The organism is Actinoalloteichus sp. AHMU CJ021, assembly GCF_002895405.1.
In the GTDB taxonomy this organism is placed as follows: Bacteria; Actinomycetota; Actinomycetes; order Mycobacteriales; family Pseudonocardiaceae; genus Actinoalloteichus_B; species Actinoalloteichus_B caeruleus.
Genome location: NZ_CP025990.1, coordinates 4574633 through 4597983 on the forward strand (window position 1 = coordinate 4574633; position 23351 = coordinate 4597983).

26 protein-coding genes and 1 pseudogene are annotated in these 23351 nt (G+C 72.1%); 21 read left to right on the plus strand and 6 right to left on the minus strand.

Annotated elements, in window-relative coordinates; translation table 11 throughout:
- Window positions 1-237: 237 nt before the first annotated feature.
- The 10 genes from rpsP (at window position 238) to C1701_RS19415 (ending at window position 7590) form a co-directional block, all read left to right on the plus strand.
- Window positions 238-690, plus strand: coding sequence for a 30S ribosomal protein S16 (gene rpsP / locus C1701_RS19370; protein ID WP_026419911.1), 453 nt, complete (start codon window positions 238-240; stop codon window positions 688-690).
- On the plus strand, window positions 687-926 hold the full coding sequence (locus C1701_RS19375) for an RNA-binding protein (protein ID WP_016696794.1): 240 nt from the start codon (window positions 687-689) through the stop codon (window positions 924-926). Before rpsP ends, C1701_RS19375 begins: the two co-directional genes overlap by 4 nt.
- A 13-nt stretch (window positions 927-939) precedes the next feature.
- On the plus strand, window positions 940-1488 hold the full coding sequence (rimM, locus tag C1701_RS19380) for a ribosome maturation factor RimM (RefSeq protein WP_103056400.1): 549 nt from the start codon (window positions 940-942) through the stop codon (window positions 1486-1488).
- 174 nt (window positions 1489-1662) lie between these two features.
- A complete protein-coding gene (trmD, locus tag C1701_RS19385; RefSeq protein WP_103057112.1) occupies window positions 1663-2481 on the plus strand; it encodes a tRNA (guanosine(37)-N1)-methyltransferase TrmD in 819 nt (272 codons plus the stop codon).
- 163 nt (window positions 2482-2644) lie between these two features.
- Window positions 2645-3004 carry a 50S ribosomal protein L19 gene (gene rplS, locus C1701_RS19390; protein ID WP_016696791.1) on the plus strand — a complete coding sequence of 120 codons (360 nt, stop codon included), beginning with the start codon at window positions 2645-2647 and terminating at the stop codon, window positions 3002-3004.
- Between the two features lie 46 nt (window positions 3005-3050).
- Window positions 3051-4019 carry a signal peptidase I gene (gene lepB, locus C1701_RS19395; RefSeq protein ID WP_026419914.1) on the plus strand — a complete coding sequence of 323 codons (969 nt, stop codon included), beginning with the start codon at window positions 3051-3053 and terminating at the stop codon, window positions 4017-4019.
- A 14-nt stretch (window positions 4020-4033) separates the two neighbouring features.
- The gene (locus C1701_RS19400; RefSeq protein ID WP_337661830.1) at window positions 4034-4768 is read left to right on the plus strand and encodes a ribonuclease HII; all 735 of its coding nucleotides are present in this window, start codon (window positions 4034-4036) and stop codon (window positions 4766-4768) included.
- Window positions 4769-4854: 86 nt separating this feature from the next.
- Window positions 4855-5181, plus strand: a complete 327-nt coding sequence (locus C1701_RS19405; protein WP_016696788.1) for a DUF2469 domain-containing protein — start codon at window positions 4855-4857, stop codon at window positions 5179-5181.
- Between the two features lie 500 nt (window positions 5182-5681).
- Window positions 5682-6626, plus strand: coding sequence for a tyrosine recombinase XerC (locus tag C1701_RS19410; protein ID WP_051314210.1), 945 nt, complete (start codon window positions 5682-5684; stop codon window positions 6624-6626).
- Complete coding sequence (locus C1701_RS19415) at window positions 6601-7590, plus strand: FliA/WhiG family RNA polymerase sigma factor (RefSeq protein WP_026419916.1); 990 nt, start codon at window positions 6601-6603, stop codon at window positions 7588-7590. The genes C1701_RS19410 and C1701_RS19415 overlap by 26 nt, the downstream gene beginning before the upstream one ends.
- A gap of 162 nt (window positions 7591-7752) precedes the next feature.
- Here the strand turns inward: C1701_RS19415 and C1701_RS19420 are convergent.
- Window positions 7753-8286 (minus strand): annotated as a pseudogene (locus tag C1701_RS19420) (peptidoglycan DD-metalloendopeptidase family protein); the annotation flags it as partial.
- A 348-nt stretch (window positions 8287-8634) separates the two neighbouring features.
- On the opposite strand from C1701_RS19420, the gene rpsB reads away from it, so the two are divergent.
- The 6 genes from rpsB (at window position 8635) to C1701_RS19450 (ending at window position 13708) form a co-directional block, all read left to right on the plus strand.
- Window positions 8635-9468: a 30S ribosomal protein S2 gene (gene rpsB, locus C1701_RS19425; RefSeq protein WP_026419917.1), complete on the plus strand. Its 834-nt coding sequence runs from the start codon at window positions 8635-8637 to the stop codon at window positions 9466-9468.
- 158 nt (window positions 9469-9626) lie between these two features.
- Complete coding sequence (gene tsf / locus C1701_RS19430; protein ID WP_026419918.1) at window positions 9627-10442, plus strand: translation elongation factor Ts; 816 nt, start codon at window positions 9627-9629, stop codon at window positions 10440-10442.
- A 152-nt stretch (window positions 10443-10594) separates the two neighbouring features.
- Window positions 10595-11284, plus strand: coding sequence for a UMP kinase (pyrH, locus tag C1701_RS19435; RefSeq protein ID WP_051314254.1), 690 nt, complete (start codon window positions 10595-10597; stop codon window positions 11282-11284).
- Window positions 11285-11415: 131 nt separating this feature from the next.
- Entirely contained in the window at window positions 11416-11973 is a 558-nt protein-coding gene (gene frr, locus C1701_RS19440) for a ribosome recycling factor (protein ID WP_016696781.1), read from the plus strand.
- A gap of 8 nt (window positions 11974-11981) precedes the next feature.
- Window positions 11982-12899, plus strand: coding sequence for a phosphatidate cytidylyltransferase (locus C1701_RS19445; RefSeq protein ID WP_026419920.1), 918 nt, complete (start codon window positions 11982-11984; stop codon window positions 12897-12899).
- Between the two features lie 26 nt (window positions 12900-12925).
- The gene (locus C1701_RS19450; protein ID WP_081715647.1) at window positions 12926-13708 is read left to right on the plus strand and encodes a class I SAM-dependent methyltransferase; all 783 of its coding nucleotides are present in this window, start codon (window positions 12926-12928) and stop codon (window positions 13706-13708) included.
- 30 nt (window positions 13709-13738) lie between these two features.
- Here C1701_RS19450 and C1701_RS19455 read toward each other — a convergent pair whose 3' ends face one another.
- Complete coding sequence (locus tag C1701_RS19455; RefSeq protein ID WP_035274001.1) at window positions 13739-14830, minus strand: helix-turn-helix domain-containing protein; 1092 nt, start codon at window positions 14828-14830, stop codon at window positions 13739-13741.
- A gap of 163 nt (window positions 14831-14993) precedes the next feature.
- Complete coding sequence (locus C1701_RS19460; protein WP_030104886.1) at window positions 14994-15704, minus strand: hypothetical protein; 711 nt, start codon at window positions 15702-15704, stop codon at window positions 14994-14996.
- A 177-nt stretch (window positions 15705-15881) separates the two neighbouring features.
- On the opposite strand from C1701_RS19460, the gene rlmN reads away from it, so the two are divergent.
- Window positions 15882-16988: a 23S rRNA (adenine(2503)-C(2))-methyltransferase RlmN gene (gene rlmN / locus C1701_RS19465; protein ID WP_026419923.1), complete on the plus strand. Its 1107-nt coding sequence runs from the start codon at window positions 15882-15884 to the stop codon at window positions 16986-16988.
- Window positions 16989-17381: 393 nt separating this feature from the next.
- Here rlmN and C1701_RS19470 read toward each other — a convergent pair whose 3' ends face one another.
- Together C1701_RS19470 and C1701_RS19475 are read right to left on the minus strand one after the other, a co-directional pair.
- Window positions 17382-17867, minus strand: a complete 486-nt coding sequence (locus tag C1701_RS19470; protein WP_026419924.1) for a beta-class carbonic anhydrase — start codon at window positions 17865-17867, stop codon at window positions 17382-17384.
- Between the two features lie 248 nt (window positions 17868-18115).
- Window positions 18116-18364, minus strand: a complete 249-nt coding sequence (locus C1701_RS19475) for a DUF2631 domain-containing protein (protein WP_026419925.1) — start codon at window positions 18362-18364, stop codon at window positions 18116-18118.
- A 320-nt stretch (window positions 18365-18684) separates the two neighbouring features.
- Between C1701_RS19475 and C1701_RS19480 the strand changes: the two genes are divergently transcribed.
- The 4 genes from C1701_RS19480 (at window position 18685) to C1701_RS19495 (ending at window position 23030) form a co-directional block, all read left to right on the plus strand.
- The gene (locus C1701_RS19480) at window positions 18685-19998 is read left to right on the plus strand and encodes an ABC transporter ATP-binding protein (protein WP_026419926.1); all 1314 of its coding nucleotides are present in this window, start codon (window positions 18685-18687) and stop codon (window positions 19996-19998) included.
- An 82-nt stretch (window positions 19999-20080) separates the two neighbouring features.
- Window positions 20081-21241 carry a polyamine ABC transporter substrate-binding protein gene (locus C1701_RS19485; protein WP_030104879.1) on the plus strand — a complete coding sequence of 387 codons (1161 nt, stop codon included), beginning with the start codon at window positions 20081-20083 and terminating at the stop codon, window positions 21239-21241.
- 8 nt (window positions 21242-21249) lie between these two features.
- The gene (locus tag C1701_RS19490) at window positions 21250-22203 is read left to right on the plus strand and encodes an ABC transporter permease (RefSeq protein WP_245588902.1); all 954 of its coding nucleotides are present in this window, start codon (window positions 21250-21252) and stop codon (window positions 22201-22203) included.
- The gene (locus C1701_RS19495) at window positions 22200-23030 is read left to right on the plus strand and encodes an ABC transporter permease (RefSeq protein ID WP_337661831.1); all 831 of its coding nucleotides are present in this window, start codon (window positions 22200-22202) and stop codon (window positions 23028-23030) included. Before C1701_RS19490 ends, C1701_RS19495 begins: the two co-directional genes overlap by 4 nt.
- A 23-nt stretch (window positions 23031-23053) precedes the next feature.
- Here the strand turns inward: C1701_RS19495 and C1701_RS19500 are convergent, their stop codons facing one another.
- Complete coding sequence (locus C1701_RS19500; RefSeq protein ID WP_103056403.1) at window positions 23054-23320, minus strand: GlsB/YeaQ/YmgE family stress response membrane protein; 267 nt, start codon at window positions 23318-23320, stop codon at window positions 23054-23056.
- Window positions 23321-23351 lie beyond the last annotated feature (31 nt).

Consider the following 23351-nt stretch of genomic DNA (forward strand, 5'->3'; position numbering starts at 1 on the left):
GGACGTGGCTCCCCCCGGGGCGGTCGGCGGCGCTCCGGCACGACCCCGTCCCGGTGGCTTCCGAGGTCAGTTCGGCTCGCGGGGGACCATCTGGCAGAATGGCTCGCTGTCCGTCGCTGTCGGGCCCTCTCACCGTGCAGCGGCTACCCATGACGTCCGAGCGCTCGGACCCGTCGCCCCACTCGGGCCACGGGCGCTCATCCATGAGCAGACGAGAGCTTGAGGAGCAACTCACCCGTGGCCGTCAAGATCAAGTTGATGCGGCTCGGCAAGATCCGCGCCCCGCACTACCGGATCGTCGTCGCCGACGCCAGGACCCGCCGTGATGGCAAGGCCATCGAGACGATCGGCAAGTACCACCCCACCCGCGAGCCCAGCTTCATCGAGGTGGACTCCGAGCGTGCCCAGTACTGGCTGGGTGTCGGCGCGCAGCCGACGGAGCCCGTGCAGCGGCTCCTGGAGCTGACCGGCGACTGGCAGAAGTTCAAGGGCCTCCCCGTCCCGGAGGGCGCCCTGAAGCAGGCCGAGCCCAAGCCGGACAAGCAGGCGCTGTTCAACGCCGCGCTGGCCGCCGCCGGTGAGGAGCCGGTGACCGAGGCCACGACGCCGAAGAAGAAGTCGACGAAGAAGAGCGACAAGGCCGACGCGTCCGAGGCCGAGGGCGAGAAGAACGAGGGCGGCCAGGAGTGAGTGTCCTGGCGGACGCCCTGGAGCATCTCGTCAGGGGCATCGTGGCGAACCCGGACGATGTCCGGGTCCAGCTCATCACCACCCGGCGGGGACGCACCCTCGAGGTGCACGTGCATCCCGACGACCTGGGCAAGGTCATCGGCCGTGGTGGTCGCACCGCGACCGCCCTGCGGACCGTGATGGCCGGCATCGGTGGCCGCGGTCTGCGGGTCGACGTGGTCGACACCGACAGGTGAGCGTGGTGTGGCAGTGGTGAACACCGCCAGGCTAGGGGAGTCCGCCCTCCTCGTTGGCCGGGTCGTCCGCCCGCACGGTGTCCGTGGGGAGCTGGTCGTCGAGGTCCGGACCGACTCCCCCGAGGAGCGGTTCGCCGTCGGCACCACGCTCGACGGTCGCCTGCGGGACGGCAGCACCCGGACCTTCACGGTGACAGCCGCCCGGAACCATTCCGGGCGGCTGCTGCTCACCCTCGACGGTGTCGTGGGGCGCGACGCGGCGGAGGAGCTGCGCGGCACCCTGCTCACCGTGGACCGCGCGGCGCTGCCCCCGACCGGCGATCCGGACGAGTACTACGACCACCAGTTGGAGGGTCTGCGGGCCGAGCTCCCCGACGGCAGCGAGATCGGTCAGGTCGTCGAGGTGGTCCACGGCGCCGGCGCCGACCTCCTCTCGATCCGAGCCCCGGAGCGGGCCGACCGCGTCCTCGTCCCCTTCGTGCGGGCGATCGTGCCCGAGGTCCACCTCGACGAGGGGCGGTTGGTCGTCGACCCGCCCGAGGGGCTGCTCGACGAGACCTGAGGGCCCGCCGTGCCGCGAGCCGTGGCCGCCGCCGTGCCGGGGGTGGGTGCGCGTCCTCGCGGTTCGGCGTCCGATCCTCGCGGTTCGGCTCCGAGGCGCCGCTCCTCCCGGTCGCCCGGGTCGATCCCGTCCCCGATGACCGCATCCACCCCCGTGAACGTTCAGGGAGCGCCGTTGCGCATCGACGTGATCACCATCTTCCCCGAGTACCTGGCGCCACTGCGCGCGGCACTGCTCGGCAAGGCCGTCGACCGCGGCCTGGTGGAGATCGGCGTGCACGACCTCAGGTCCTGGACGCACGACGTGCACCGCACCGTGGACGACAGCCCGTACGGTGGCGGGCCGGGCATGGTGATGAAGCCCGACGTGTGGGGCGAGGCCCTTGACGCGGTCTGCCCGGCCCCGGACCCCGAGGACGCCGGGGGCAGGGCTCCTGTCCTGGTGGTCCCCACCCCGGCGGGACGCCGGTTCGACCAGGCCCTCGCCCGCGAGCTGGCCGAGGAACCGAGGCTGGTCTTCGCCTGCGGGCGGTACGAGGGGATCGACCAGCGGGTGGTCGACGAGGCCGAGGGGCGGATGCGCGTCCTGGAGGTCTCCATCGGTGACTACGTGCTGGTGGGCGGGGAGGTCGCCACCCTGGTCATGGTCGAGGCGGTGGCACGGCTGATCCCCGGCGTGCTGGGCAACCCCGTCTCGGCGTCGGAGGACTCCTTCTCGGACGGCCTGCTGGAGGGCCCCTGCTACACCCGTCCCGAGGTGTGGCGGGGCAGGGCGGTGCCCGACGTCCTGCGCTCCGGCAACCACGCGGCGGTGGACCGGTGGCGGCGGGACCGGGCGCTGGAGCGCACCCTCCGTCGTCGACCGGACCTGCTCGACGCCCTGCCGCCGGAGGAGCTCTCCCGTGCCGACCGCGCGTTCCTCGCCGGGCTGGAGGAAGAGTCTCCGCAGGTCGGGGCCGATGGTGGCGGCGCGGGAGCCGGCCCGATTTCCTGAGACGATCCCGCCCGTGGCACACTGGGTGGGTTGCTGCAACCGGCAGACCAGCCGGCGCGCACCACAGACCACTCCGACGGCGAGCCCAGGCTGTGCCGACAGCGCGCGGCCGCGCCCCGCGGAGAGACGAAAGACCCGAGTGAATGGTGAGGACGGACCACCGATGAACACCCTGGACGCTCTGGACGCTCAGTCGCTGCGTTCCGACATTCCCGCCTTCCGGCCGGGCGACACGCTGAAGGTTCACGTCCGCGTCATCGAGGGCTCTCGGGAGCGCGTGCAGGTGTTCCAGGGCGCCGTCATCCGGCGTCAGGGCGGCGGCATCCGCGAGACCTTCACCGTGCGTAAGGTCTCCTTCGGCGTCGGCGTCGAGCGGACCTTCCCGGTGCACTCCCCGAACATCGCCAAGATCGAGGTGGCGACCAGGGGTGACGTGCGGCGCGCCAAGCTGTACTACCTGCGTGAACTCCGCGGCAAGGCCGCCAAGATCAAGGAGAAGCGCGAAACGCCGACGGCCTCCTGAGTCCCTTGTGGATCACGTAGCGTAGTCTGAGGCGGTGGCGGACTTCGTGCCCTCGAACACACCCCAGGGCGATCCAGACCAGCCCAAGCCCGACCCAGCGCCTCGGCCCGGCTCCGAGCAGGGCCCGCCGTCCGACGGTGGGCGACATAGCTCGGAGCCGGTGAGCGACGAGGCCACCGCTGGCGAGGGCGCGGGCGGTGCGGGTGAGAAGGAGCAGAAGAAGGGCTCCTTCTGGCGCGAACTGGTCGTCCTGGTGGGCATCGCCGTGGTGCTGACCATCGTCATCCAGGCCTTCATCGCCCGGGTCTACGTGATCCCCTCGCAGTCGATGGAGGAGACCCTCCATGGCTGCAACGGCTGCACCAACGACCGGGTGCTGGTGGACAAGATGACCTACCGGTTCACCGACCCGAGCCCTGGCGACGTGGTGGTGTTCCGGGGGCCGGCGACGTGGACCGAGAACGAGATCCCTCCGCAGCGGTCCGACAACCCGGTGGTGAGCTTCTTCCAGTCCATCGGTGGGCTGGTGGGCATGGCGCCGCCGGACAACCGCGAGTTCGTCAAGCGGGTGATCGCGACCGGCGGGCAGACCGTCGAGTGCTGCGACGAGGAGAACCGCGTACTCGTCGACGGGGAACCGCTGGACGAGACCTACGTCTACTGGCAGCCGAACCGGGGTAACACCCAGGAGGCCTTCGGCCCGGTCACCGTGCCCGCCGACCACCTCTGGATGATGGGCGACAACCGCAACAACTCCCTGGACTCCCGAGTGCAGGGCGGCGGTGGTGAGCGGGGCTCGGTGCCCGTGGACGACGTGATCGGCAAAGCCCGGTTCATCGTGCTTCCCCCGCAGCGCTGGCAGGGCATCGGTGACGATGATCCGCAGCGGACGGGGCAGGCGCTGAGCGCGCCGGCCTGGCACGGCGCCATCCCCGCCGGGATCGGTCTCGCGGCCGCCTTCCCGACGTTGTGGATCGGACGGCGGCTGCTCTCGCTGCGTCGGCGGGACGACTGACGGCTGGGACTGGCATGGTGGACGCCGAACCAGGGTTACCGCGGCCGCCCAGGGCCGTGGTCCGGCGGAGTCTCGGCAACTGGGCGTTGCAGTCCGCGCTCGACCGGCGCGGGCTGGGCCCGGTGGCCGGGGTGGACGAGGCCGGTCGCGGGGCCTGCGCCGGCCCGCTGGTGATCGCGGCCTGCGTCCTCCGGCCCAGGGACTCGGAACGCCTGCCCGGGCTGACCGACTCCAAGCTCCTCACCGCCCTGGCCCGGGAACGGCTCTACGACCAGGTGGTCGACCGCGCGGTCGCGTTCTCGGTGGTGTCGGTGCCGGCGGAGCGGGTCGACACGCTGGGGGTGCATGTCGCCAACCTCGAGGGCATGCGCCGGGCGGTGGCACGGCTTCCGGTGCATCCCGGGTACGTGCTCACCGACGGGTTCCGGGTGCCCGGCCTGACGGCGCCGAACCTCGCGGTGGTCAAGGGCGACCTGGTCGCCGCGTGCGTGGCGGCGGCCTCCGTGCTGGCCAAGGTGACCCGGGACCGGGCGATGGCCCGGATGGACCAGCGGTACCCCGGGTACGGTTTCGCCGTGCACAAGGGGTACTGCACGGCGGACCACGCCGAGGCCCTGAGGGAGTACGGTCCGTGCGCGGAGCACCGCTTCTCCTACTCCAACGTTCGGGAGGCTGCCGGTCACAGGGTGACGAGCAGTCGAACGTCGCCGGTCGGAGGGGGTGCGCCAGAGCCCGTGGCGATCAGCTGATGGTCGCCGCTCGTGTTGAGGAAGAGTGTCGTGGACAATGAGGCCCGCATCACCGGTGCTTCGGCGGTAGGGAGGGTTCGGACTCGATGAGTTCCGAGGATCTCGAGAAGTACGAGACCGAAATGGAGCTGCAGCTCTACCGGGAGTACCGCGACATCGTCGGTCAGTTCTCGTACGTGGTGGAGACGGAGCGGCGGTTCTACCTGGCCAACGCCGTGGACGTCCAGGTGCGCAACTCGGAGGGCGAGGTCTACTTCGAGGTGCGGATGTCCGACGCCTGGGTGTGGGACATGTACCGACCAGCCCGTTTCGTGAAGAACGTCCGGGTCATCACCTTCAAGGACGTCAACGTCGAGGAACTCGACAAGCCCGAGTTGCGGCTACCCGAGAACGGCCCCTTCTCCTCCGGCTGACGCGGCGCGTCGCCCGGTCGCGGCGTGGCGGGGCCCCGATCCCGGTTCGTCCGGACCGGAGTGGGACGGCCAGCGGGACTCGGGTCGCCCCGGCCGAGGCGCGCGGGGACGCGAACGGAACCCCGTCCCACCGCCAGGCTGACGCCTCTGGTGAGGCCGGGGAGGGGAGCCGGTCCCCCGACCGGGACGCCCGGCCCGTCCCCTCCGGGGAGGAGCGGCCGGGGGAGGGGAGGCCGCGAGGCCACCCCCCGAGGCACCGGCGGCCAGGACGGGTGGCGCCCGTCGATCCCTCCCCGGCGACCGCGCGGGTCGGCTGGTCAGACCTCGGCCGACTTGGGAGGGTGGACCAGGTGCACCCCCACGATCCCCCGAGGTCCCCGTCGAGCCCAGCACCCGACGGGGCGGAAGCGCCACGACGGCCCGCCTCGGACCGGGGCGAGCGCGCTCCCCTTCCCCGCGGCGACGGTGGGGCGACCGCCCAGGCCGCACCCCGCCCAGCCGTGACCGGACAGGCGGAGGCCGTCTCCTCGACGACCGCCGAGCAACTGCTGGCCGACTACCGACGGCACCTGCGCGCCGAACGGAACCTGTCGGCCCACACGGTCCGCGCCTACCTGGGCGACCTGCGCGAGCTCCTCGCCCAGCTCCCCGGAGCCCCCGACGCCGTACCGCTCGACCCGCTCCCGCTCGACATCACCCTGCTGCGGGCCTGGCTGGCCACACGCCACGCCGAGGGGGCCAGCAGGAGCACCCTCGCGCGCCGCGCCGCCGCCGCCCGAGCCTTCACCGCCTGGGCCACCCGGCGAGGCCTCCTCCCCTCCGACCCCGGGCCTCGGTTGCGTGCTCCCCGCGTGCGGCGCGCGCTGCCCTCCGTCCTGCGCCCCGACCAGGCGGCGACGGCGCTTCGCGCGGCGGAGCGGGCCACCGCCGACGGCGACCCGGTGGCGCTGCGTGACCACGCCGTGGTCGAACTCCTGTACGCGACCGGGGTCCGGGTGGCCGAACTCTGCGCGCTGGACGTGGACGACGTGCGGCGTGCGGACCGTCTCCTGGTGGTGCGGGGCAAGGGCGACCGGGAACGCGCCGTGCCGTTCGGTGTTCCCGCCGAACGTGCGCTGGCGGCGTGGCTCGAACGAGGACGACCCAGCTTGACCAGGTCGGATTCGCCCCCAGCCGTCTTCCTCGGGGTGCGCGGCGGTCGACTCGGCGTCCGGGCGGCACGCACGATCGCGCACCAGACCGCCGCGGCGGCTCCCGGCGCTCCGGACGTGGGACCGCACGGATTCCGGCACTCGGCGGCCACCCACCTCCTCGAGGGCGGGGCTGACCTCCGCAGCGTACAGGAGTTGCTCGGTCACGCTACGCTCGCAACAACCCAGTTCTACACACACGTCACCGTCGAACGGCTAAAGGCAATCCATGACCGAACCCACCCCCGTTCCTGACGATGTTGGGGGAGGTTCCCGTACGGCCATCGCGCGTCACCAGCAGGAGCATGGCGCCACGGTCGGTGGCGACCGCGCCATCCGCTCAGCTCGGTCGGGGACTGCTCCAGCGACACCCTCACAGCCAGCCCAGCCCACCGCCGGGTCGTACCGCTCCCGCGTCACTCGGCGTGACGCCCCGTCCTCCGGTGATCCGCGCAGCGCCGACGACGTGGAAGCCGGCATCGTCGCGCTCTGGCGCTCCTACGGCGCGGCGCGGCAGCAGGCGCTCCGGGACAGACTGGTCCTGCACTACGCGCCCCTCGTGAAGTACGTCGCCGGCCGGGTCGGCACCGGACTGCCAGCCCACGTCGACGTCGCCGACCTGGTGCAGTCCGGGATTTTCGGCCTGGTCGACGCCATCGAGAAGTTCGAACCCGAACGTGGCCTGAAGTTCGAGACCTACGCGATGCAACGCATCCGGGGTGCCATCCTGGACGACCTGCGCGCCCAGGACTGGGTGCCCCGGTCGGTCCGCAGCAGGGCGAGGGACCTGGAACGAGCACAGGAACGCCTGGAGGCCCGGTTGCAACGCACCGCCTCCGACGGCGAACTGGCCCATGAGCTGGGCATCGGCGTCTCCGAGTTGCGGGACCTCTTCGCGCAGGTCCAGCTCACCAGCGTCGTCGCCCTCGACGAACTCATCGCCGCCGGGCGGGGGAGTGCCTCCCTTGCCGAGACCCTCCCCGACGAACGCGCCGAGGACCCGGTCGCGAACCTGATCGACGGGGACAGCCGCCGCCAGCTCGCGTCGGCCATCGCGCAGCTCACCGAGCGGGACCGGATTGTGGTCACCCTGTACTACTTCGAGAACCTCACCCTCGCCGAGATCGGACGGGTCCTGGGTGTCACCGAGTCCCGGGTCTGCCAACTGCACACCCGGGCCGTGCTGCGGCTGCGCACGAGGTTGACCGGCCAGTCCTGACCCCACTGTCGGGTGGGCGGTCCCGACCGGGCCGCCCACCACGGTCGGGGAGGACGCCTCCCAGGGCAGCAGCCGGGCACGTCGGCCGGGCAACAGGGTGAGCGGGTCGAGGTACTCCCCGTCGACGAGCGCTCCCCAGTGCAGGCAGGCCGCCGAGCAACCGGGGTGGGCGCCGTCGAGCCAGCCCAGCAGCGCGCCGCCCACGACGGGCTGTCCCACCCGGACGGCCGCGCGCACCGGTTCGTAGGTGGTGCGGAACCCACCGGCGTGGTCGACGGAGACCACGGGGCGGCCACCTACCGGGCCCGCGAAGAGCACCACACCGTCGGCGGCGGCCAGCACCGGTCCACCGGGGGGAGCGGCGAGGTCGACCCCTCGGTGGCCTGGCCCGTAGGGGGTCAGCGGCCTGCTGAACAGGCGGACCACCTCGGCTCCACCGACAGGCGAGTGGGTCACCCCCGGCGGGGTGATGCTCGCCCGGTCGGGCGGAGGGCCCGGTGCCCGGTGGGGGCCGGAGCCGGGCGACGCCGGTGTGGGTGGCCGCTCCCACCGCCACCCTGCCGGGGACGCCGTCGCGGGCTCCGCGGCCCAGCCGCGCGGCGTGGGCGTGGGCACCGACGCGGACACCGCCAGCGCGGGGACGGTGAGCAGGGCCAGGGCGCGGGTGAGGCCGGTGGGCCGACGGGTGCGGGTCATGTCCGGATCGTGCGCCGCCGGTGCCCCGGGCGACCAGCCACGCACCCGCGGGGTGTGGACAACTCGGCGCTGGGGATCGCCGAGGTTCCCAGCGCATCCCAGCCACCGGGGATCTTGCCGCAGGTCGTACACTGAGTGGTGCGGGCTGACACTGTGCGGTCCGACTTCGCGTGATCGCGCGCGTCGGCCGGGTTCTCCGGGCGGCACGGCATCCGGTGGTCCCGACCTCACCCTACGGGGTGGTCGGGCTCCGATGGCGGCGCGACACCAGGACAGCGGGCCAACCACCCGCTGTGACAACCACCAGCGCGCCTCGGCGCGCCCGAGAACACGAGGTGCTAACCGGCCATGGCCGTCGTCACCATGAAGCAGCTGCTCGACAGCGGCGTGCACTTCGGGCACCAGACCCGTCGTTGGAACCCGAAGATGAAGCGCTACATCTTCACCGAGCGCAACGGCATCTACATCATCGACCTCCAGCAGACGCTGACCTACATCGACCGGGCCTTCGAGTTCATCAGGGAGACCGTCGCCCACGGCGGCACCATCCTGTTCGTCGGCACGAAGAAGCAGGCGCAGGAGGCCATCTCCGAGCAGGCCCTCCGCGTGGGGATGCCCTACGTCAACCAGCGCTGGCTGGGCGGCATGCTCACCAACTTCTCCACGGTGCACAAGCGCCTCCAGCGGCTCAAGGAGCTGGAGTCCATGGAGCAGACCGGGGGCTTCGAGGGTCGCACCAAGAAGGAGATCCTCATGCTGACCCGGGAGAAGGACAAGCTGGAGCGGACCCTCGGCGGTATCCGCGACATGGCCAAGGTCCCGAGCGCGGTGTGGATCGTCGACACCAAGAAGGAGCACATCGCCGTCGGTGAGGCCCGGAAGCTGGGCATCCCGGTGGTGGCGGTGCTCGACACCAACTGCGACCCCGACGAGGTCGACTACCCGATCCCGGGCAACGACGACGCCATCCGGTCCGCGGCGCTGCTGACCAGGGTCGTGGCCGACGGTGTCGCGCAGGGCCTGATGGCCCGCTCCGGCCGGGGCAACGCCCCGGAGGGCCAGGAGAAGCCGGAGCCGGGCGTCGCCAACGACGAGCCGCTGGCCGAGTGGGAGCAGGAGCTGCTCGCCGGTGCCGCCAGCGAGGGCGAGAAGCAGGGCAGCGAGCAGCCCGCCCAGGCCTGATCGCAGCCGGACCGCCGACGCCGCCCGGGCGGCGTCACGCGTCGGACGAGAGCGGTTCCACCGCTCCGCCACCGTCAGCACGGGGTCACCAGACACTCACCCGCGCCGCGCGGTGCCGGCCAGCGGGTACGCAACGACGAGAAGGACTGACGACGCACATGGCGAACTACACCGCCGCCGACGTCAAGCGGCTTCGTGAGCTCACCGGCTCCGGCATGATGGACTGCAAGAAGGCGCTGGAGGAGTCCGCCGGCGACCTGGAGAAGGCCGTCGAGCTGCTCCGCATCAAGGGCGCCAAGGACGTGGGCAAGCGTGCCGAGCGCACCACCGCGAACGGCCTGGTCGCCGCCGACGGCGGCGTGCTGGTCGAGCTGAACTCCGAGACGGACTTCGTCGCGAAGAACGCCGAGTTCCAGGAGCTGGCCGCGAAGGTCGTCCAGGCCGCGAAGGAGACCCGGCCGGCCGACGTCGCCGCGCTGAACGCCGCCTCCGTGGGCGACAAGACCGTCGCCGACGCCGTGCGGGAGCTCTCCGCCAAGATCGGCGAGAAGCTCGAGGTCTCCAAGGTCGCGGTGTTCGACGGCCAGGTGGCCGTCTACCTGCACCGTCGGGCCGCCGACCTGCCGCCGGCCGTGGGTGTGCTGGTCGAGTACACCGGGTCGAACGAGGACGCGGCCAAGGCGGCGGCCATGCAGGTCGCGGCGATGCGCGCCAAGTACCTCACCAGGGACGAGGTGCCCGCCGACATCGTCGCCAACGAGCGGCGCATCGCCGAGGAGACCGCCCGCGAGGAGGGCAAGCCGGAGCAGGCGCTGCCCAAGATCATCGAGGGTCGGGTCAACGGCTTCTACAAGGACGTCGTCCTGCTGGAGCAGTCCTCGGTCCAGGAGTCCAAGAAGACGGTGAAGGCGGTGCTCGACGAGGCCGGCGTGACGATCACCCGTTTCGCCCGCTTCGAGGTCGGCGCTTCCTGACCCGCACCACCCTGGGCACGGAACTCCGGAGAACCCGGGGTTCCGTGCTCAGCTCTGCCAGGCCCTGGTAACACCCCGTCCAGCCCGTGAGGAGAGTAGGTCCGGTGTCCGACCCGCAGATCGACGACGACCACCCCGGTTACCGCCGCGTGATGCTCAAGCTCGGCGGTGAGATGTTCGGCGGTGGCGCGGTGGGCGTCGACCCCGACGTGGTCCAGACGGTGGCACGGCAGATCACCGAGGTCGTCCGCACCGGTGTCCAGGTCAGCGTCGTGATCGGCGGCGGCAACTTCTTCCGGGGCGCGGAGCTCCAGCAGCGGGGGATGGACCGCGACCGGGCCGACTACATGGCGATGCTGGGCACCGTGATGAACTGCCTCGCCCTCCAGGACTTCCTGGAGAAGCAGGGCATCGACACGCGGGTGCAGACGGCCATCACCATGGGGCAGGTCGCCGAGGCCTACATCCCCCGTCGCGCCGAGCGCCACCTGGAGAAGGGCCGGGTGGTGATCTTCGCCGCCGGCGTCGGGATGCCGTACTTCTCCACCGACACCGCCGCCGCCCAGCGCGCGTTGGAGATCGGCTGCGAGGTGGTGCTGATGGCCAAGGCCGTCGACGGCGTCTACACGGCGGACCCGAAGAAGGACCCGACCGCCACCATGTACCACCACATCACCCACCGTGAGGTGCTGGAGCGTGGTCTGAAGGTCGCGGACGCCACCGCGTTCAGCCTGTGCATGGACAACAACATGCCGATCCTGGTGTTCAACCTCCTCACGGAGGGCAACATCGCCAGGGCAGTGCGTGGTGAGAAGATCGGCACGCTGGTCTCCACCCCCTGACGAGCGCGTCCCCTCGGGGGCGTGCTGAGATCTACGAAGAGGCTGTCCCCGAGCCCTGTGCGGTCGGGCAGTGGTTGTGAGACAGGGCTCTGACCAGCATCAGCCAACCGGCGGCAAGCGAAGGAGCAGTCGTGATCGACGAGGCCCTCCTCGATGGCGAGGAGAAGATGGAGAAGGCGGTGTCCGTCGCCAAGGACGAGCTCGCCACCATTCGCACGGGTCGCGCGACCCCGGTGATGTTCAACGGCATCAGCGTCGACTACTACGGTGCGATGACGCCGATCAACCAGGTCGCCAGCATCAGCATCCCCGAGGCGCGTCTCGCGGTGATCAAGCCCTACGACCCCAGTCAGCTGCGCGTCGTGGAGAAGGCCATCCGGGACTCCGACCTGGGCGTGAACCCCAGCAACGACGGCACCATCATCCGCGTGGTCATCCCCCAGCTCTCCGAGGAGCGCCGGCGGGACCTGGTGAAGGTCGCCAAGCAGAAGGGTGAGGACGCCCGCGTCACCATCCGCAACATCCGGCGGAAGGTCAAGGACGAGATCGACCGGATCGTCAAGGACGGCGAGGCCGGCGAGGACGAGGGCTCCCGCGCGGAGAAGGAACTCCAGAACCTGACCGACAAGTACGTCGCCAGCGTGGATGACCTCGTCAAGCACAAGGAAACCGAGCTGCTGGAGGTATAGGGCTCTCCATGATGGCGGCCGGTGACCACGACGCACCTGGTGTTGACGGGGAAACCGGTCACCACCAGCACACATCCACCCCTCCGGGAACGGCGGTGACCGGGGGGACCGCCTCCCGCGCGGGGAGGAACCTCCCGGCCGCCATCGCGGTCGGGTTGGGACTCGGGGCGTTGCTGCTGGCCGCCCTGCTCTTCTGGCGGCACCTGTTCGTGGCCATCGTGGCCGCGGCGGTGGCCGTCTCCACGATGGAGCTGCACCGGACCCTGGGTCGCGCGGCCGGGGTCCGGCTGGCCCTGGCCCCGCTGCTGGTGGGTGGCCAGGCGATGATCTGGCTCTCCTGGCCGTTCGGCACGGTCGGGGTGCTTGCCTCCTTCGCCTTGACGGTCGTCGCGTGCCTGCTCTGGCGGTTCCGGGGCGGCGCCGACGGGTACCTCCGGGACACCTCGGCGTCGGTGTTCGTGGCCGCCTACGTCCCGCTCTTCGCCTCCTTCGCGGCGTTGCTGGTGCTCTCGCCGGACGGCGCGGCCCGCACCATCGCGTTCCTGCTCGCCGTCGTGTGCTCGGACACCGGTGGGTACGTCGCGGGCGTCCTCTTCGGCCGCCACCCGATGGCCCCGTCGATCAGCCCGAAGAAGTCCTGGGAGGGTTTCGCCGGCTCCCTGCTGGCCGGGGTGGCCGCCGGCGTGGGCAGCTTCGTGTTCCTGCTGGACGGCGCTTGGTGGCAGGGGGCGATCTTCGGGGCGGCCCTCGTGGTGACCGCGACCACGGGTGACCTGATCGAATCACTGGTCAAACGGGACGTCGGGGTCAAGGACATGGGCTCCCTGCTCCCCGGGCACGGGGGGATCATGGACCGCATGGACTCCCTGCTGCCCTCCGCTGTCGTCTCCTGGCTGTTGCTCACCGTCTTCCTGCCGCTCGCGTGACCGGTCCCGGGCGGCGGCTGCCGGCCCTGTTCCAGGCGGTCACGGGCCTGGCGGGCCGGCGGGAACGGCGGGGAGGCGGTGTCCTGCCCAGCCCCAACATCTGGAACTGGCCGGATCTCTACGAGGTGGAGAACAGGGCGCAGGACCCCGACGGAGTCCTGTGGGATGCTCTGCGCGCCGCCAGGGACTGGTCGGGCGCGGACGTGGTGGACGTGGGTTGCGGGGCCGGGTTCCACCTCCCGGTGTTCGCCCGCTCGGCCGCCCGGGTGGTGGGGGTCGAACCGCACCCCCCGTTGGCCGCCGCGGCCAGGCAGCGGGTGCGCGACCTCCCCGCGGTGACCGTGCACGAGGCCGGTGCCCAGCGGCTGCCGCTGCCCGACGCGGCCGTCGACCTGGTGCACGCGAGGACCGCCTACTTCTTCGGGCCGGGTTGCGAGCCCGGTCTGGTCGAGGCCGACCGGGTGCTCCGGCCCGGCGGAACCCTGGCCGTCGTCGATCTGGACGCCACCCGGCACTCCTACGGCCGGTGGATGCGCGCGGACCTGCCCCGCTACGACCCGCTCGCGGCCGAACGGTTCTTCGTGGAGCGCGGCTTCTCCTGCCAGCGGTTCGACGTGGACTGGCGCTTCGACGATCGGCGGAGCCTGGAGTCGGTGCTGGGCATCGAGTTCTCCCCCGAGATCGCGGCGCGGGCCGCCGCGGAGGTGCCGGGACTGTCGTTCCGCGTCGGGTACCGGGTGCACGTGCGGCACAAGCCCAGGGGCCCGGTGCTGCCGAACGGGGCCACCGCCCGGGACGACCCGCGCTGAGCTCAGGCCCCCGGGTGGCCGTCCTCCCGGTCAGGGCGAGGTGACCAGCCGCAGGTGGGGCCGTGGGTCGGGGATCCCCAGCAGCCGCCGGATGATCGCTGGGGTGACCTCGATCCGCGCGGCCAGCTCCGCCAGCCCCACCCCCTGGTCCGCCGCCATCTCGGTGGCCGTCCGGAGCAGTGTCGGCTCCTCCCCGGGGAAGACCTCGCTGACCGGTTCGTCGGTGCGGAGGCCGAGACGGGACAGCTCGACCATCACCTCGCGGTAGGTCGTGTCGGAGTAGAAACCCAGGGTGCGCCCCCGCACGGCGAGTGCCGCCATCGACACCCCGTACCGGTGGCCGAGGTCGCGGAGCGACGCTGGTTCCGGTTCCACCGGCAGGAGGTCACCGATCTCCGTCGCCGGCATCAACAACTCCGCGGCGAAGGCGTTCGCCTCCGCCTCGTGCCGGGGGTTGCCGGGTGCCGGTTCGGGGTGCAGCAGCAGGTGGCCCAGTTCGTGCGCCACGGAGAACCGCTGGCGCAGCGGGTTCCCCCGATCGGTGAGCGCGATGATCGGGCGTCCACCCTTCGCCGAGGAGAACGCGTCGATGTTCTTGTTGTCGGGAATGACCAGCCGGGCGACGGCGACGCCCCGGGCCTCCAGGGTGCGCACCAGGTGCGGGACGGGCCCCGAGGGGACGTCCCAGCCTCGGCGCACCGCCCGGGCGGCCCGGGCCGGGTCACTCCCGGTGGCGGCCGGCGCCAGGTCCACCGCCGGCAGTTCGATGAGGTCCTCCAACCTGGACAGGACCTCCCACAGCAGTTCCACCTGCGCGAGGGCCTGGAGGCGCTGGGTGGCCGTGGTGGCCCGCAACGAGCGGAAGTGCGCGTTGGTGGTGTCCAGCCTCAACTGGGGACGACCGGCCGCGAAGAACCCGACGGGCAGCTCCATCACCTGGGCGCAGCGGGAGAGCACGGTCACGTCGGGTCGTGACTGGCCGAGTTCGAACCGGGAGAGCAGCGCGGCCGGCCGGCCTATCCACTCCGCCAGCTCGCGCTTGCTCAACCCGAGAAGCCGCCTGGCCATCGTCAACCTGGCCGGGTCGAAAGCCCGCGCGGCCGCGAACGCACCCGTGGTCACTGCGATCTCCTGGTTCGTCGGCCTGCCACTGCCGTGGTCGGTACCTGGTCGGCGCGCGAGCGCCCCGCGAGGGGTGACGCCGCCGACGGGCACCTGAGAATCTTGCCGACAGACATTCTTTCCCCACCGGCCGGGTGGGGCCACCGGAGATCACCCGGGGTGGTCAGGCACCGGAGGTGCCCTCCTGGGGGCGCGCCCGGTGCCGCAGGGGCAGTTCGGGCAGGTCGTGCGGATTCCAACCGGTGGTCCCGGTGGGTGCCGGCCGCGCGGTCAGCGGGCCCCCGAGGCCGGCCGTCCGCGCGTGGCCCCTGGTGAACGACGTCAGCGGCCACAGCCAACTCCACCGGATCCGGTAGTCGCGGTCCGCGCTGCCCTGGCCGACCCACGCGCCGGACAGCCCCGCCGCCTCGCTGCCGGTCCACGGGAGGAACAGGAGATCGCGGCCGCCGGTGATCGCGTGGTTGGCGGGGAACAGCCCCGGCGGTTCCTCCGGCGGCCGCACGAGCCGACGTTGGAGTTCGGTGTCGTCGAGGACCGAGGTCAGCGGCGAACCGGTCTTCGCCCGGTACTGGTAGAGGGCGCAGTTCCCGATGCCGATCGTCATGGACTGGAAAGCGGGGTTGACACGGGCGTCGGGCAGCCCGCTCGCGGTGGCGAGCAGGTACTGGTACCGGTCGGTGCCGAAGCTCCAGCCGTTGGCCCACGAGCCCCGCGCGGACCTGCGCCGGACGCGTTGGAGCTCGGCCGCGGCGCTGTGCGCCAGGGCCAACCAGTCCAGCAGGTGGCCTGCCACCGCCGCGGACCGCGTCTCGCCGACGAGGCGGTCGAAGTGGGGGTCACCGATCGGTTCGAACCTGTCGTCCTCGGGAAGCACCGCTGCTCCTCACCGCCCAGGGGCTGTTCGTCCTGCGGTGACCTTGCTACCGCCAGGCACCGACAGTGACGCGTACCGACCGCGCGGCCGACGGGGACACCGGTGGTGACGCCGAGGGCGCCAACAGGAGGGACGCCGCACGGGGCCGGCAGGAGGCCGTGGGACACTGGTCGCGCCATGACTGCACTTCCCCTGGTGTTCGACGCCCCCCGCCGTGGGCTTCCGCCCCGCCACCTCGCCGACCTCTCCCCTGAGGATCGCCGGTCGGCGGTCGCCGAGCTCGGCGAGAAGGCGTTCCGCGCCACACAGCTGTCCCACCACTACTTCGGCCGGCTCAGCGTGGATCCCGAGTCGATGACCGACATCCCCTCGGCGACGAGGGACCGGCTCGTGGAATCCCTCCTGCCGACGCTGTTCACGCAGGTCAGGGAGGTGACCACCGACAACGGCACGACGAGGAAGACCTTGTGGCGGGCGCACGACGGCACCCTCGTGGAGAGCGTGCTGATGCGCTACGACGACCGGGCCACCGTCTGCGTGTCCAGCCAGGCCGGGTGCGGGATGGCCTGCCCGTTCTGCGCCACCGGCCAGGGTGGGCTCCAGCGGAACATGTCCACGGCCGAGATCGTCGACCAGGTGCGGTCGGCCGCCGCCGCCATGCGCGACGGCCTGCTCCCCGGCGGAGCGGGCCGGTTGTCCAACGTCGTGTTCATGGGCATGGGCGAGCCGTTGGCGAACTACAAGCGGGTGGTGGCCGCCGTCCGCCGGCTCTGCGAGCCGGCGCCCGCCGGTCTCGGGCTCTCGCAGCGTTCGATCACCGTGTCGACGGTCGGGCTGGCTCCCGCCATCCGGAAGCTGGCGGACGAGGACCTCCAGGTCACGCTCGCGGTGTCCCTGCACACCCCGGACGACGAGCTGCGGGACACCCTCGTGCCGGTCAACACGCGCTGGAGCGTGGACGAGGTGCTGCGGGCGGCCCGGTACTACGCCGACCGGACCGGTCGCCGCGTGTCGATCGAGTACGCGCTCATCCGGGACGTGAACGACCACCCGTGGCGGGCCGACCTGCTGGGCAGGCTGTTGCGCCAGCACCTGGGCCATCTGGCCCACGTCAACCTGATCCCCCTGAACCCGACGCCGGGCAGCGAGTGGGACGCCAGCCCCAAACCGGTGGAGCGCGAGTTCGTCCGGCGGGTGCGCGAGGCCGGGGTGAGCTGCACGGTGCGCGACACCAGGGGGCAGGAGATCGCCGCCGCCTGCGGCCAACTCGCGGCCCAGGAGTAGCCACCCCACCCACCGGTGAGGCGAGGCGATCCGCCCGCCGGGCGCGAGCCGTGGCCACAGGGGTGAGGGGCGCCGCCCTCCGGGTGCGCCCGCGCCGCGATCGCCGGGCGTGGGCGCCAGCCCACCCCGTCGGCCGTCGTGGATGGTGGTCGGGCGGGCCAGGCCCTCCCCGGCATCGGTTGTCTCCGCTCGGCCCGAGGGCGGGACCGGGCCGGAGGACCCGGCCGCCGCGCCCCCACCCCGTCCGGGGCGCGGACACGGCCATGACCTGCCGCACGACGCGGGCGCCGCGCGAACGAGGCTTCTCCGCGCGCGGTACCCCGGAGGGACCCCTGGGGACACCCGCCGGTCATGCCGGATGGCACCAGGCCCTGATCCGCCGGCGGCTCGGGCTCAGTCCACCTCGTGCAGGAGACCGGTGTCCACGTCGACGACGAAGCCTCGGATCGAGTGGGCGTGCCGGATGAAGGGGCTGCGCTTGATGCGTTCCTTGCTCTCGTGCACGTCGACCGACTCGTCCTCGAAGCACTCCACCGACCATTCGGGGGTGACGCCGACCTCCTGCCGCATCTGGGCCTTGAACTCGGCGTCGGTGAAGGTCCGCAGCCCGCAGCGGGTGTGGTGCAGCAGGATGATGTGCTCGGTGCCCAGCCGCCACTGGCTGATCGCGAGGGACCGGATCACGTCGTCGGTGATGACGCCCCCGGCGTTGCGGATGATGTGCGCCTCGCCGACGCGCAGCCCGAGCAGTTGGAAGACGTCCATCCGCGAGTCCATGCACGCCACCACCGCCAACTTGCTGGCGGGTTCGGTGGGCAGGTCGGCGCACGAGATGGGGTGAGCGGCGTTGTGGTGCACCAGCCGCTGCGTGATGGACATGGACATGGGAAACCCCCGGCCTGGTGTCTGCTCGACCGTCGGAACGGCCGGCGCGATGTCGGGAAGACCGGCGTCCGCGATAATCACCGGTGACAGGTCTGGCGCGGCGCCGCCCGGTACCGGGGTGCCGCACTGGAGGCAGTGAATCGGGTGTCACCGCGTTGAGGCAAGGAACATCACTGGGAAGTGTGACAACGGTGCGTGGGTGTGACAGGGAGATGGACCCCGGGGCGAACCCCGGGGACCCCTCAGTTACGCCACGGTGTCCGGCGGCGCGTCTGGTCCCAGATCAGGAACCCGATCATGCCGAGCCCGATCCCGATCAGCCAGATGGTCTCGACGTGACCTTCGTGGTTGCCGATCAGCATCAGGAACATGATGGCCGCGACGGCCCAGCCGGCGACGCGGCGGCCGCGCGGCCACTCGCCGTGCCAGCCCCACTCCGCCGACGGCTCGTCCCGGGGATCCACCACGTCACCGCCGGAATACCTGTCCACAGCGGCGTTGGTCCTCGACGGCTGCTCAGCGGACACGATCCCTCCAGCACGGGCTCATCACGTAGCTTGCCGACCTATCCTCGCACACGGTCCCCCGTCGGTGCCCTGGCGGCCGCGCCGGACCACCGGGTGCGCGAAGCGGCACCCTCGCCCGTCGACCTCGGTCGTGGGGGCCGCACCCGGGCGGCACCGCCCTCCCGGCGCCGCGCCCCGGCGACTCGGGTCCGGCCACCCGTGCGGGGGATCACCGCCTAGGCTGTCCGCCGCGGCGCGGCCCGCGTCAACCCCATCCACCCCAGACGCCCTCCCGGAGGTGAGCCATGTCCGAGGACCCGCGAGAGACACCGGCACTCGACCACCGCGTCCCCGACGCCTCGGGCCCGCCCGCCGTCGAGCTGCGCGGGGTGACCAGGACCTACACCGACCAGGTCGCCGTCCGTGACCTGAGCCTGCGGGTGGGGGAGGGCGAGTTCTTCTCCGTGCTCGGCCCGTCCGGGAGCGGGAAGACGACGCTGCTGCGGATGGTCGCCGGGTTCGAGGACCCCGACGGGGGAGCGATCCTGCTGGGGGGCCGCGACGTGGTGGGGGTACCCGCCCACCGGCGGGACGTCAACACCGTCTTCCAGTCCTACGCGCTCTTCCCCCACCTCTCGGTCTGGGACAACGTGGCCTACGGGCTGCGCCGGCTGGGACTGCGCCGCGCGGAGCTGCGCGCCAGGGTCGGCGACTACCTGGACCTCGTCCAGCTCGCCGGCTACGGGCGCCGTCGGCCGCACCAGCTCTCCGGCGGGCAGCAACAGCGGGTGGCCATCGCCAGGGCGCTCGCCCGCCGCCCCCGCGTCCTGCTGTTGGACGAGCCCCTGGCGGCGCTCGACGCCCAGCTCCGGGCGCAGCTGCGGGTCGAGCTGACCAGGATCCAGCGCGAGGTCGGCACCACCTTCCTCTACGTCACCCACGACCAGGAGGAGGCGCTGGTGCTCTCGCACCGGCTCGCGGTCCTGCGGGCCGGCCGGGTCGAACAGGTGGGCACTCCCGCCGACGTCTACGAACGGCCGGTGAGCCGGTTCGTCGCCGAGTTCATCCGCTCCTCCACCACGGGTGGCTCGAACGTGCTGGAGGGGACCGTGCGGACCGTGACCGGCGCCGGGAACGCGGCGCTGGTGGAGGTGTCGGTGGGGGAGGGGGCCGTCCTGGCCGAACTCCCACCGGGCCGGGCGCTGCGACGGGGACAACCGGTGGCGGTGGCGGTGCGCCCGGAGAAGGCCCGGCTCTACTCCGCGGAGGACGACGGACCACCACCAGGGTGGTCCCGGGTGCCCGTCCGGCCGCGAGACACCGTGTATACCGGCGCCGCCACCGAACACCTCGTCGAGGTCGTGGGGGACCCCGGAGCCACGCCGCTGACCGTGTTCACCCAGAACACCCGGCGGGCGGGCGAGACCGGGCCCGGTGGCGGTCCGGTGCTGGTGGGCTGGGAACCGCGGTTCAGCGTCCTGCTGGCCGATGAGCCGGGCCGTGGGGACGGCGGCGCGGAGCCGGGCGGACGCGCTCGTCCCACGGCGGCGGACGGCGATCCCACCCCGGGTTCGGCACCGACTCCGGTCGGCGCCACCTCCCGGGCGGACGTCTCGTAGCGCCCGCTGAGCACACCAGCCGGACACACCCCGGACGGCCCGCCAGCTGGCGCTGCCCGGGGGAGGGGAGGACCACTCGCACATGGCGGACAGGGACGCGGTACGGATCGCGCGGTTGTGGGACGGTCGGGAGCGGCCGGTCACCCGACGCGCGATGCTCCGGTCGACCGCATTCTTCGCGTTGGCGGCGCACGGGGCCGCGGGCTGCGCGATCTCGGAGCCGGTCGAGCCACGTCGTACCGACCCGAGGGCGACCCGGGCCGTCAACGAGGTCGAGGAACCGGTCCTGAACTTCTTCAACTGGACCGACTACGTCGACGAGGACACCATCCCGGGCTTCGAGGACGAGACCGGCATCTCCGTCACCTACGACAACTTCAGCTCCAACGACGAGCTGGAGGCGAAACTCGCCGCCGGAGGCAGCGGCTACGACCTGATCGTGCCCAGCGACAACTTCCTGCGGCGGTTCCTCCGCTCCGACCTCCTGAGCCCGCTCGACCACGACCTGATCCCCAACCTGGACAACCTGGACCGGCGGTTCCGGGAGGCGGAGTACGACCCGGACAACCGGTACTCGGTGCCCTGGGCCTGGGGCACCACCGGGCTCGCCTTCTCGCGGCAGGCCCTCGGCGGGGCCGACGTCACCTCGCTGGACGCGTTCCGGCTGGCCGCCGCCCGGGGGCGGAGCGCCCTGCTCGACGAGGCCAGGGACGCGATGGCCCTGGGGCTCCTGGGCGCGGGTCACGACCCCAACACGACCGACCCCGGGGAGTTGGAGGACGCCGTCGAGTACCTGCTCGACCTGAAGGGCGTGCTCGGTCAGATCACCTCGGACGTGATCGAACCGCTCGCCTCCGGGCAGGCCCCTCTCGCGCAGGCGTGGTCGGGGGACGTGTTCCAGGCGATGGAGACGAACCCGGAACTGGACTTCGTCATCCCCGAGGAGGGCGGCCTGTCCTGGGTGGATCTCCTCTGCGTCCCCCGGTCGGCGCCGCACGCCGCCAACGCCCACCGCTTCATCGACCACATCCTGCGGCCCGAGGTCGGGGGGAGGTTGGCCAACGCCATCCAGTACGGCAGTCCGAACGCGGCCGCGCGCCCTTTCGTGGACGCCGAACTCCTCGCCGACGAGCGCATCTACCCCTCCCCGGAGGCGCTAGCCCGGGTCCCCTTCACCCGCGATCTGGGACCGGAGGTCGAGGGCCGGTACGCGGACGCCTGGACGAGGGTGAAGACGGGCTGATGGATGGCGTGACGAGAGCCTCGGGCGGGCCGCGGCGCCCCCGGCCCGAGCCCACCAGCGGCGCCGGCCGCCCCGGTGGCGCGGCCCGACCAGCCCGCTCCCGGGGGCGAGGACGTGCCCGCGCGCACGGCCGTTCCCTGGCCGGCTGGGCGGCCCTCGCCCCGGCGGGCCTGTGGCTGGGCGCGTTCTTCGTGGTCCCGGTGGCCCTGGTCGCGCAGTACAGCTTCGCGACCAGGGACCTCGGCATCGCCCGCGTCGTGCTCCCCTGGACGCTCGACGCCTACCGGCTCGCCGTCGACCCCGCTGTGCTGCCGATCTTCTGGCGCACCGCCGCCTACTCCCTGTCCGCCACGCTGGCGTGCCTGGTGATCGGGTTGCCGCTGGCCTGGTTCGTCGCCCGGCACGCAGGGAGGTGGCGGCTCGTGCTGTTGGGAGCGGTGCTCGTGCCGTTCTGGGCGAGCCACCTCGCGCGGATCTACGCCTGGAAGGCGCTGTTGGCCGAGGACGGGCCGGTGAACCGGGTGCTGGGCCTGGTGGGGCTGGACCGGCCGGGTGGGCTGTTGCTGACCGACGTCGCCGTCGTGGTGGGGCTGACCTACGGCTACCTGCCCTTCATGGTGCTCCCGCTGTACGTCGTCTGCCGGCGTTTCGACCCGAGGCTGCTGGAGGCGTCCCAGGACCTGGGGCACGGGCGGCTCGGCACCTTCGTCCGGGTGGTGCTGCCCGGGCTGGCCCCGGGGGTGGTGGCCGGGTCGTTGTTGGTGCTGGTGCCCTCGGTGGGCGACTTCGTGACACCGGCCCTGCTGGGCGGGGTCAACCAGTTGACGTTCGGCAGTGTCATCGACGACCAGTTCCGGGGTGGGAACAACTGGCCGCTCGGCTCGGCGCTGGCGGTGCTGCTCCTCGCCGCGGTGGCGGTGTTGTGGGTGGCGCGCGGCCGACGGGCGCGGGAGGTGCTGTGACCGTGGAACACGCGGGACGGGGACGTCGTGCGGCCCGGGGTCGCCGGCCCTGGGTGCTGCTGGCCACCGTGGTGGGCGCCTACGCCTTCCTGTACGCGCCGATCCTGTGGCTGGCCCTGCTGTCGTTCAACGACTCCCGTTCGGTCAGCACGTTCACCGGGTTCTCGCTGCGCTGGTACGCGGAGCTGCTCACCGACGGGCAGGTGCTGGACGCCCTGTGGTTGACCGTCCGGTTGGCGGCCAGCACGGCCGTGGTGGCCGCGGTGTTGGGCACGCTGGCGGCCTGGGCCCTGCGTCGGCCGTTCCGAGGGCGGGGGCTGTGGTCGACGGTGCTCGCGATGCCCCTGGTGGTCCCCGAGGTGGTGCTCGGGGTGAGCCTGCTGGCCTTCTGCGTGAAGCTGGCGGGCATCCCGCTGGGGTTCGGCGCCCTGTTGGCCGCGCACGTCACGTTCTCCCTGAGTTTCGTCGTCATCGTGGTGCGGGCCAGGCTCGCCGGGCTCGATCCGAGGCTGGAGGAGGCGGCGGCCGACCTCGGCGCCGGCCCCCTGACCCGGTGGCGCACCGTGACGCTGCCGGTGCTGTGGCCGGCGATCGGGGCGGGGGCCGCGTTCGCCTTCGTGCTCTCCTTCGACGACGTGGTGACCTCGAGCTACCTCTCGGGGGTGGGAGGTACCCCGTTGCCGGTCCTGGTCTACGGGCAGGCCAGTCGGCGCGGTGTCTCACCGGAGATCGTCGCGCTGTCCACCAGCATGGTGGTGCTGAGCACCGTGCTGCTCGTGCTGGCCGTCCTGGTCGTCGCACGGCGAGCGCGCCACCTCGACCGGTGACGCGCTCGCCGCTGGTACTCGGGTCAGGCGTGTGCTCGCCGCCCCGTGACCAGGCGGTAGATGGCGAGCAGGATGATCGAACCGAGAATCGCCAACAGCCATGTCCGGATCTCGAAGAACGAGCCGAGGTCGGTGTCGAAGATCGCGCGGCCGATGAAGCCGCCCACGAAGGCCCCGATCACGCCGAGTACGAGAGTGATGATGATCCCGCCAGGATCGCGGCCGGGCATGATGGCCTTGGCGATGAGGCCGGCCAGCAGACCGAGGACGATCCAACCGAGAATACCCATCGAAACCTCCTAGGAGTTCGCCGCCACCGGG

Coding starts and splice junctions, on each gene's coding strand:
- C1701_RS19405 (WP_016696788.1), top strand. CDS start 4,855: ATGAGTTCCGAGGATCTCGAGAAGTACGAGACCGAAATGGAGCTGCAG.
- pyrH (WP_051314254.1), top strand. CDS start 10,595: ATGCTCAAGCTCGGCGGTGAGATGTTCGGCGGTGGCGCGGTGGGCGTC.
- C1701_RS19480 (WP_026419926.1), top strand. CDS start 18,685: ATGTCCGAGGACCCGCGAGAGACACCGGCACTCGACCACCGCGTCCCC.
- C1701_RS19485 (WP_030104879.1), top strand. CDS start 20,081: ATGGCGGACAGGGACGCGGTACGGATCGCGCGGTTGTGGGACGGTCGG.
- C1701_RS19445 (WP_026419920.1), top strand. CDS start 11,982: ATGATGGCGGCCGGTGACCACGACGCACCTGGTGTTGACGGGGAAACC.
- C1701_RS19470 (WP_026419924.1), bottom strand. CDS start 17,867: ATGTCCATCACGCAGCGGCTGGTGCACCACAACGCCGCTCACCCCATC.
- rplS (WP_016696791.1), top strand. CDS start 2,645: ATGAACACCCTGGACGCTCTGGACGCTCAGTCGCTGCGTTCCGACATT.
- tsf (WP_026419918.1), top strand. CDS start 9,627: ATGGCGAACTACACCGCCGCCGACGTCAAGCGGCTTCGTGAGCTCACC.
- C1701_RS19500 (WP_103056403.1), bottom strand. CDS start 23,320: ATGGGTATTCTCGGTTGGATCGTCCTCGGTCTGCTGGCCGGCCTCATC.
- C1701_RS19415 (WP_026419916.1), top strand. CDS start 6,601: ATGACCGAACCCACCCCCGTTCCTGACGATGTTGGGGGAGGTTCCCGT.
- C1701_RS19400 (WP_337661830.1), top strand. CDS start 4,034: ATGGTGGACGCCGAACCAGGGTTACCGCGGCCGCCCAGGGCCGTGGTC.
- rlmN (WP_026419923.1), top strand. CDS start 15,882: ATGACTGCACTTCCCCTGGTGTTCGACGCCCCCCGCCGTGGGCTTCCG.
- rpsB (WP_026419917.1), top strand. CDS start 8,635: ATGGCCGTCGTCACCATGAAGCAGCTGCTCGACAGCGGCGTGCACTTC.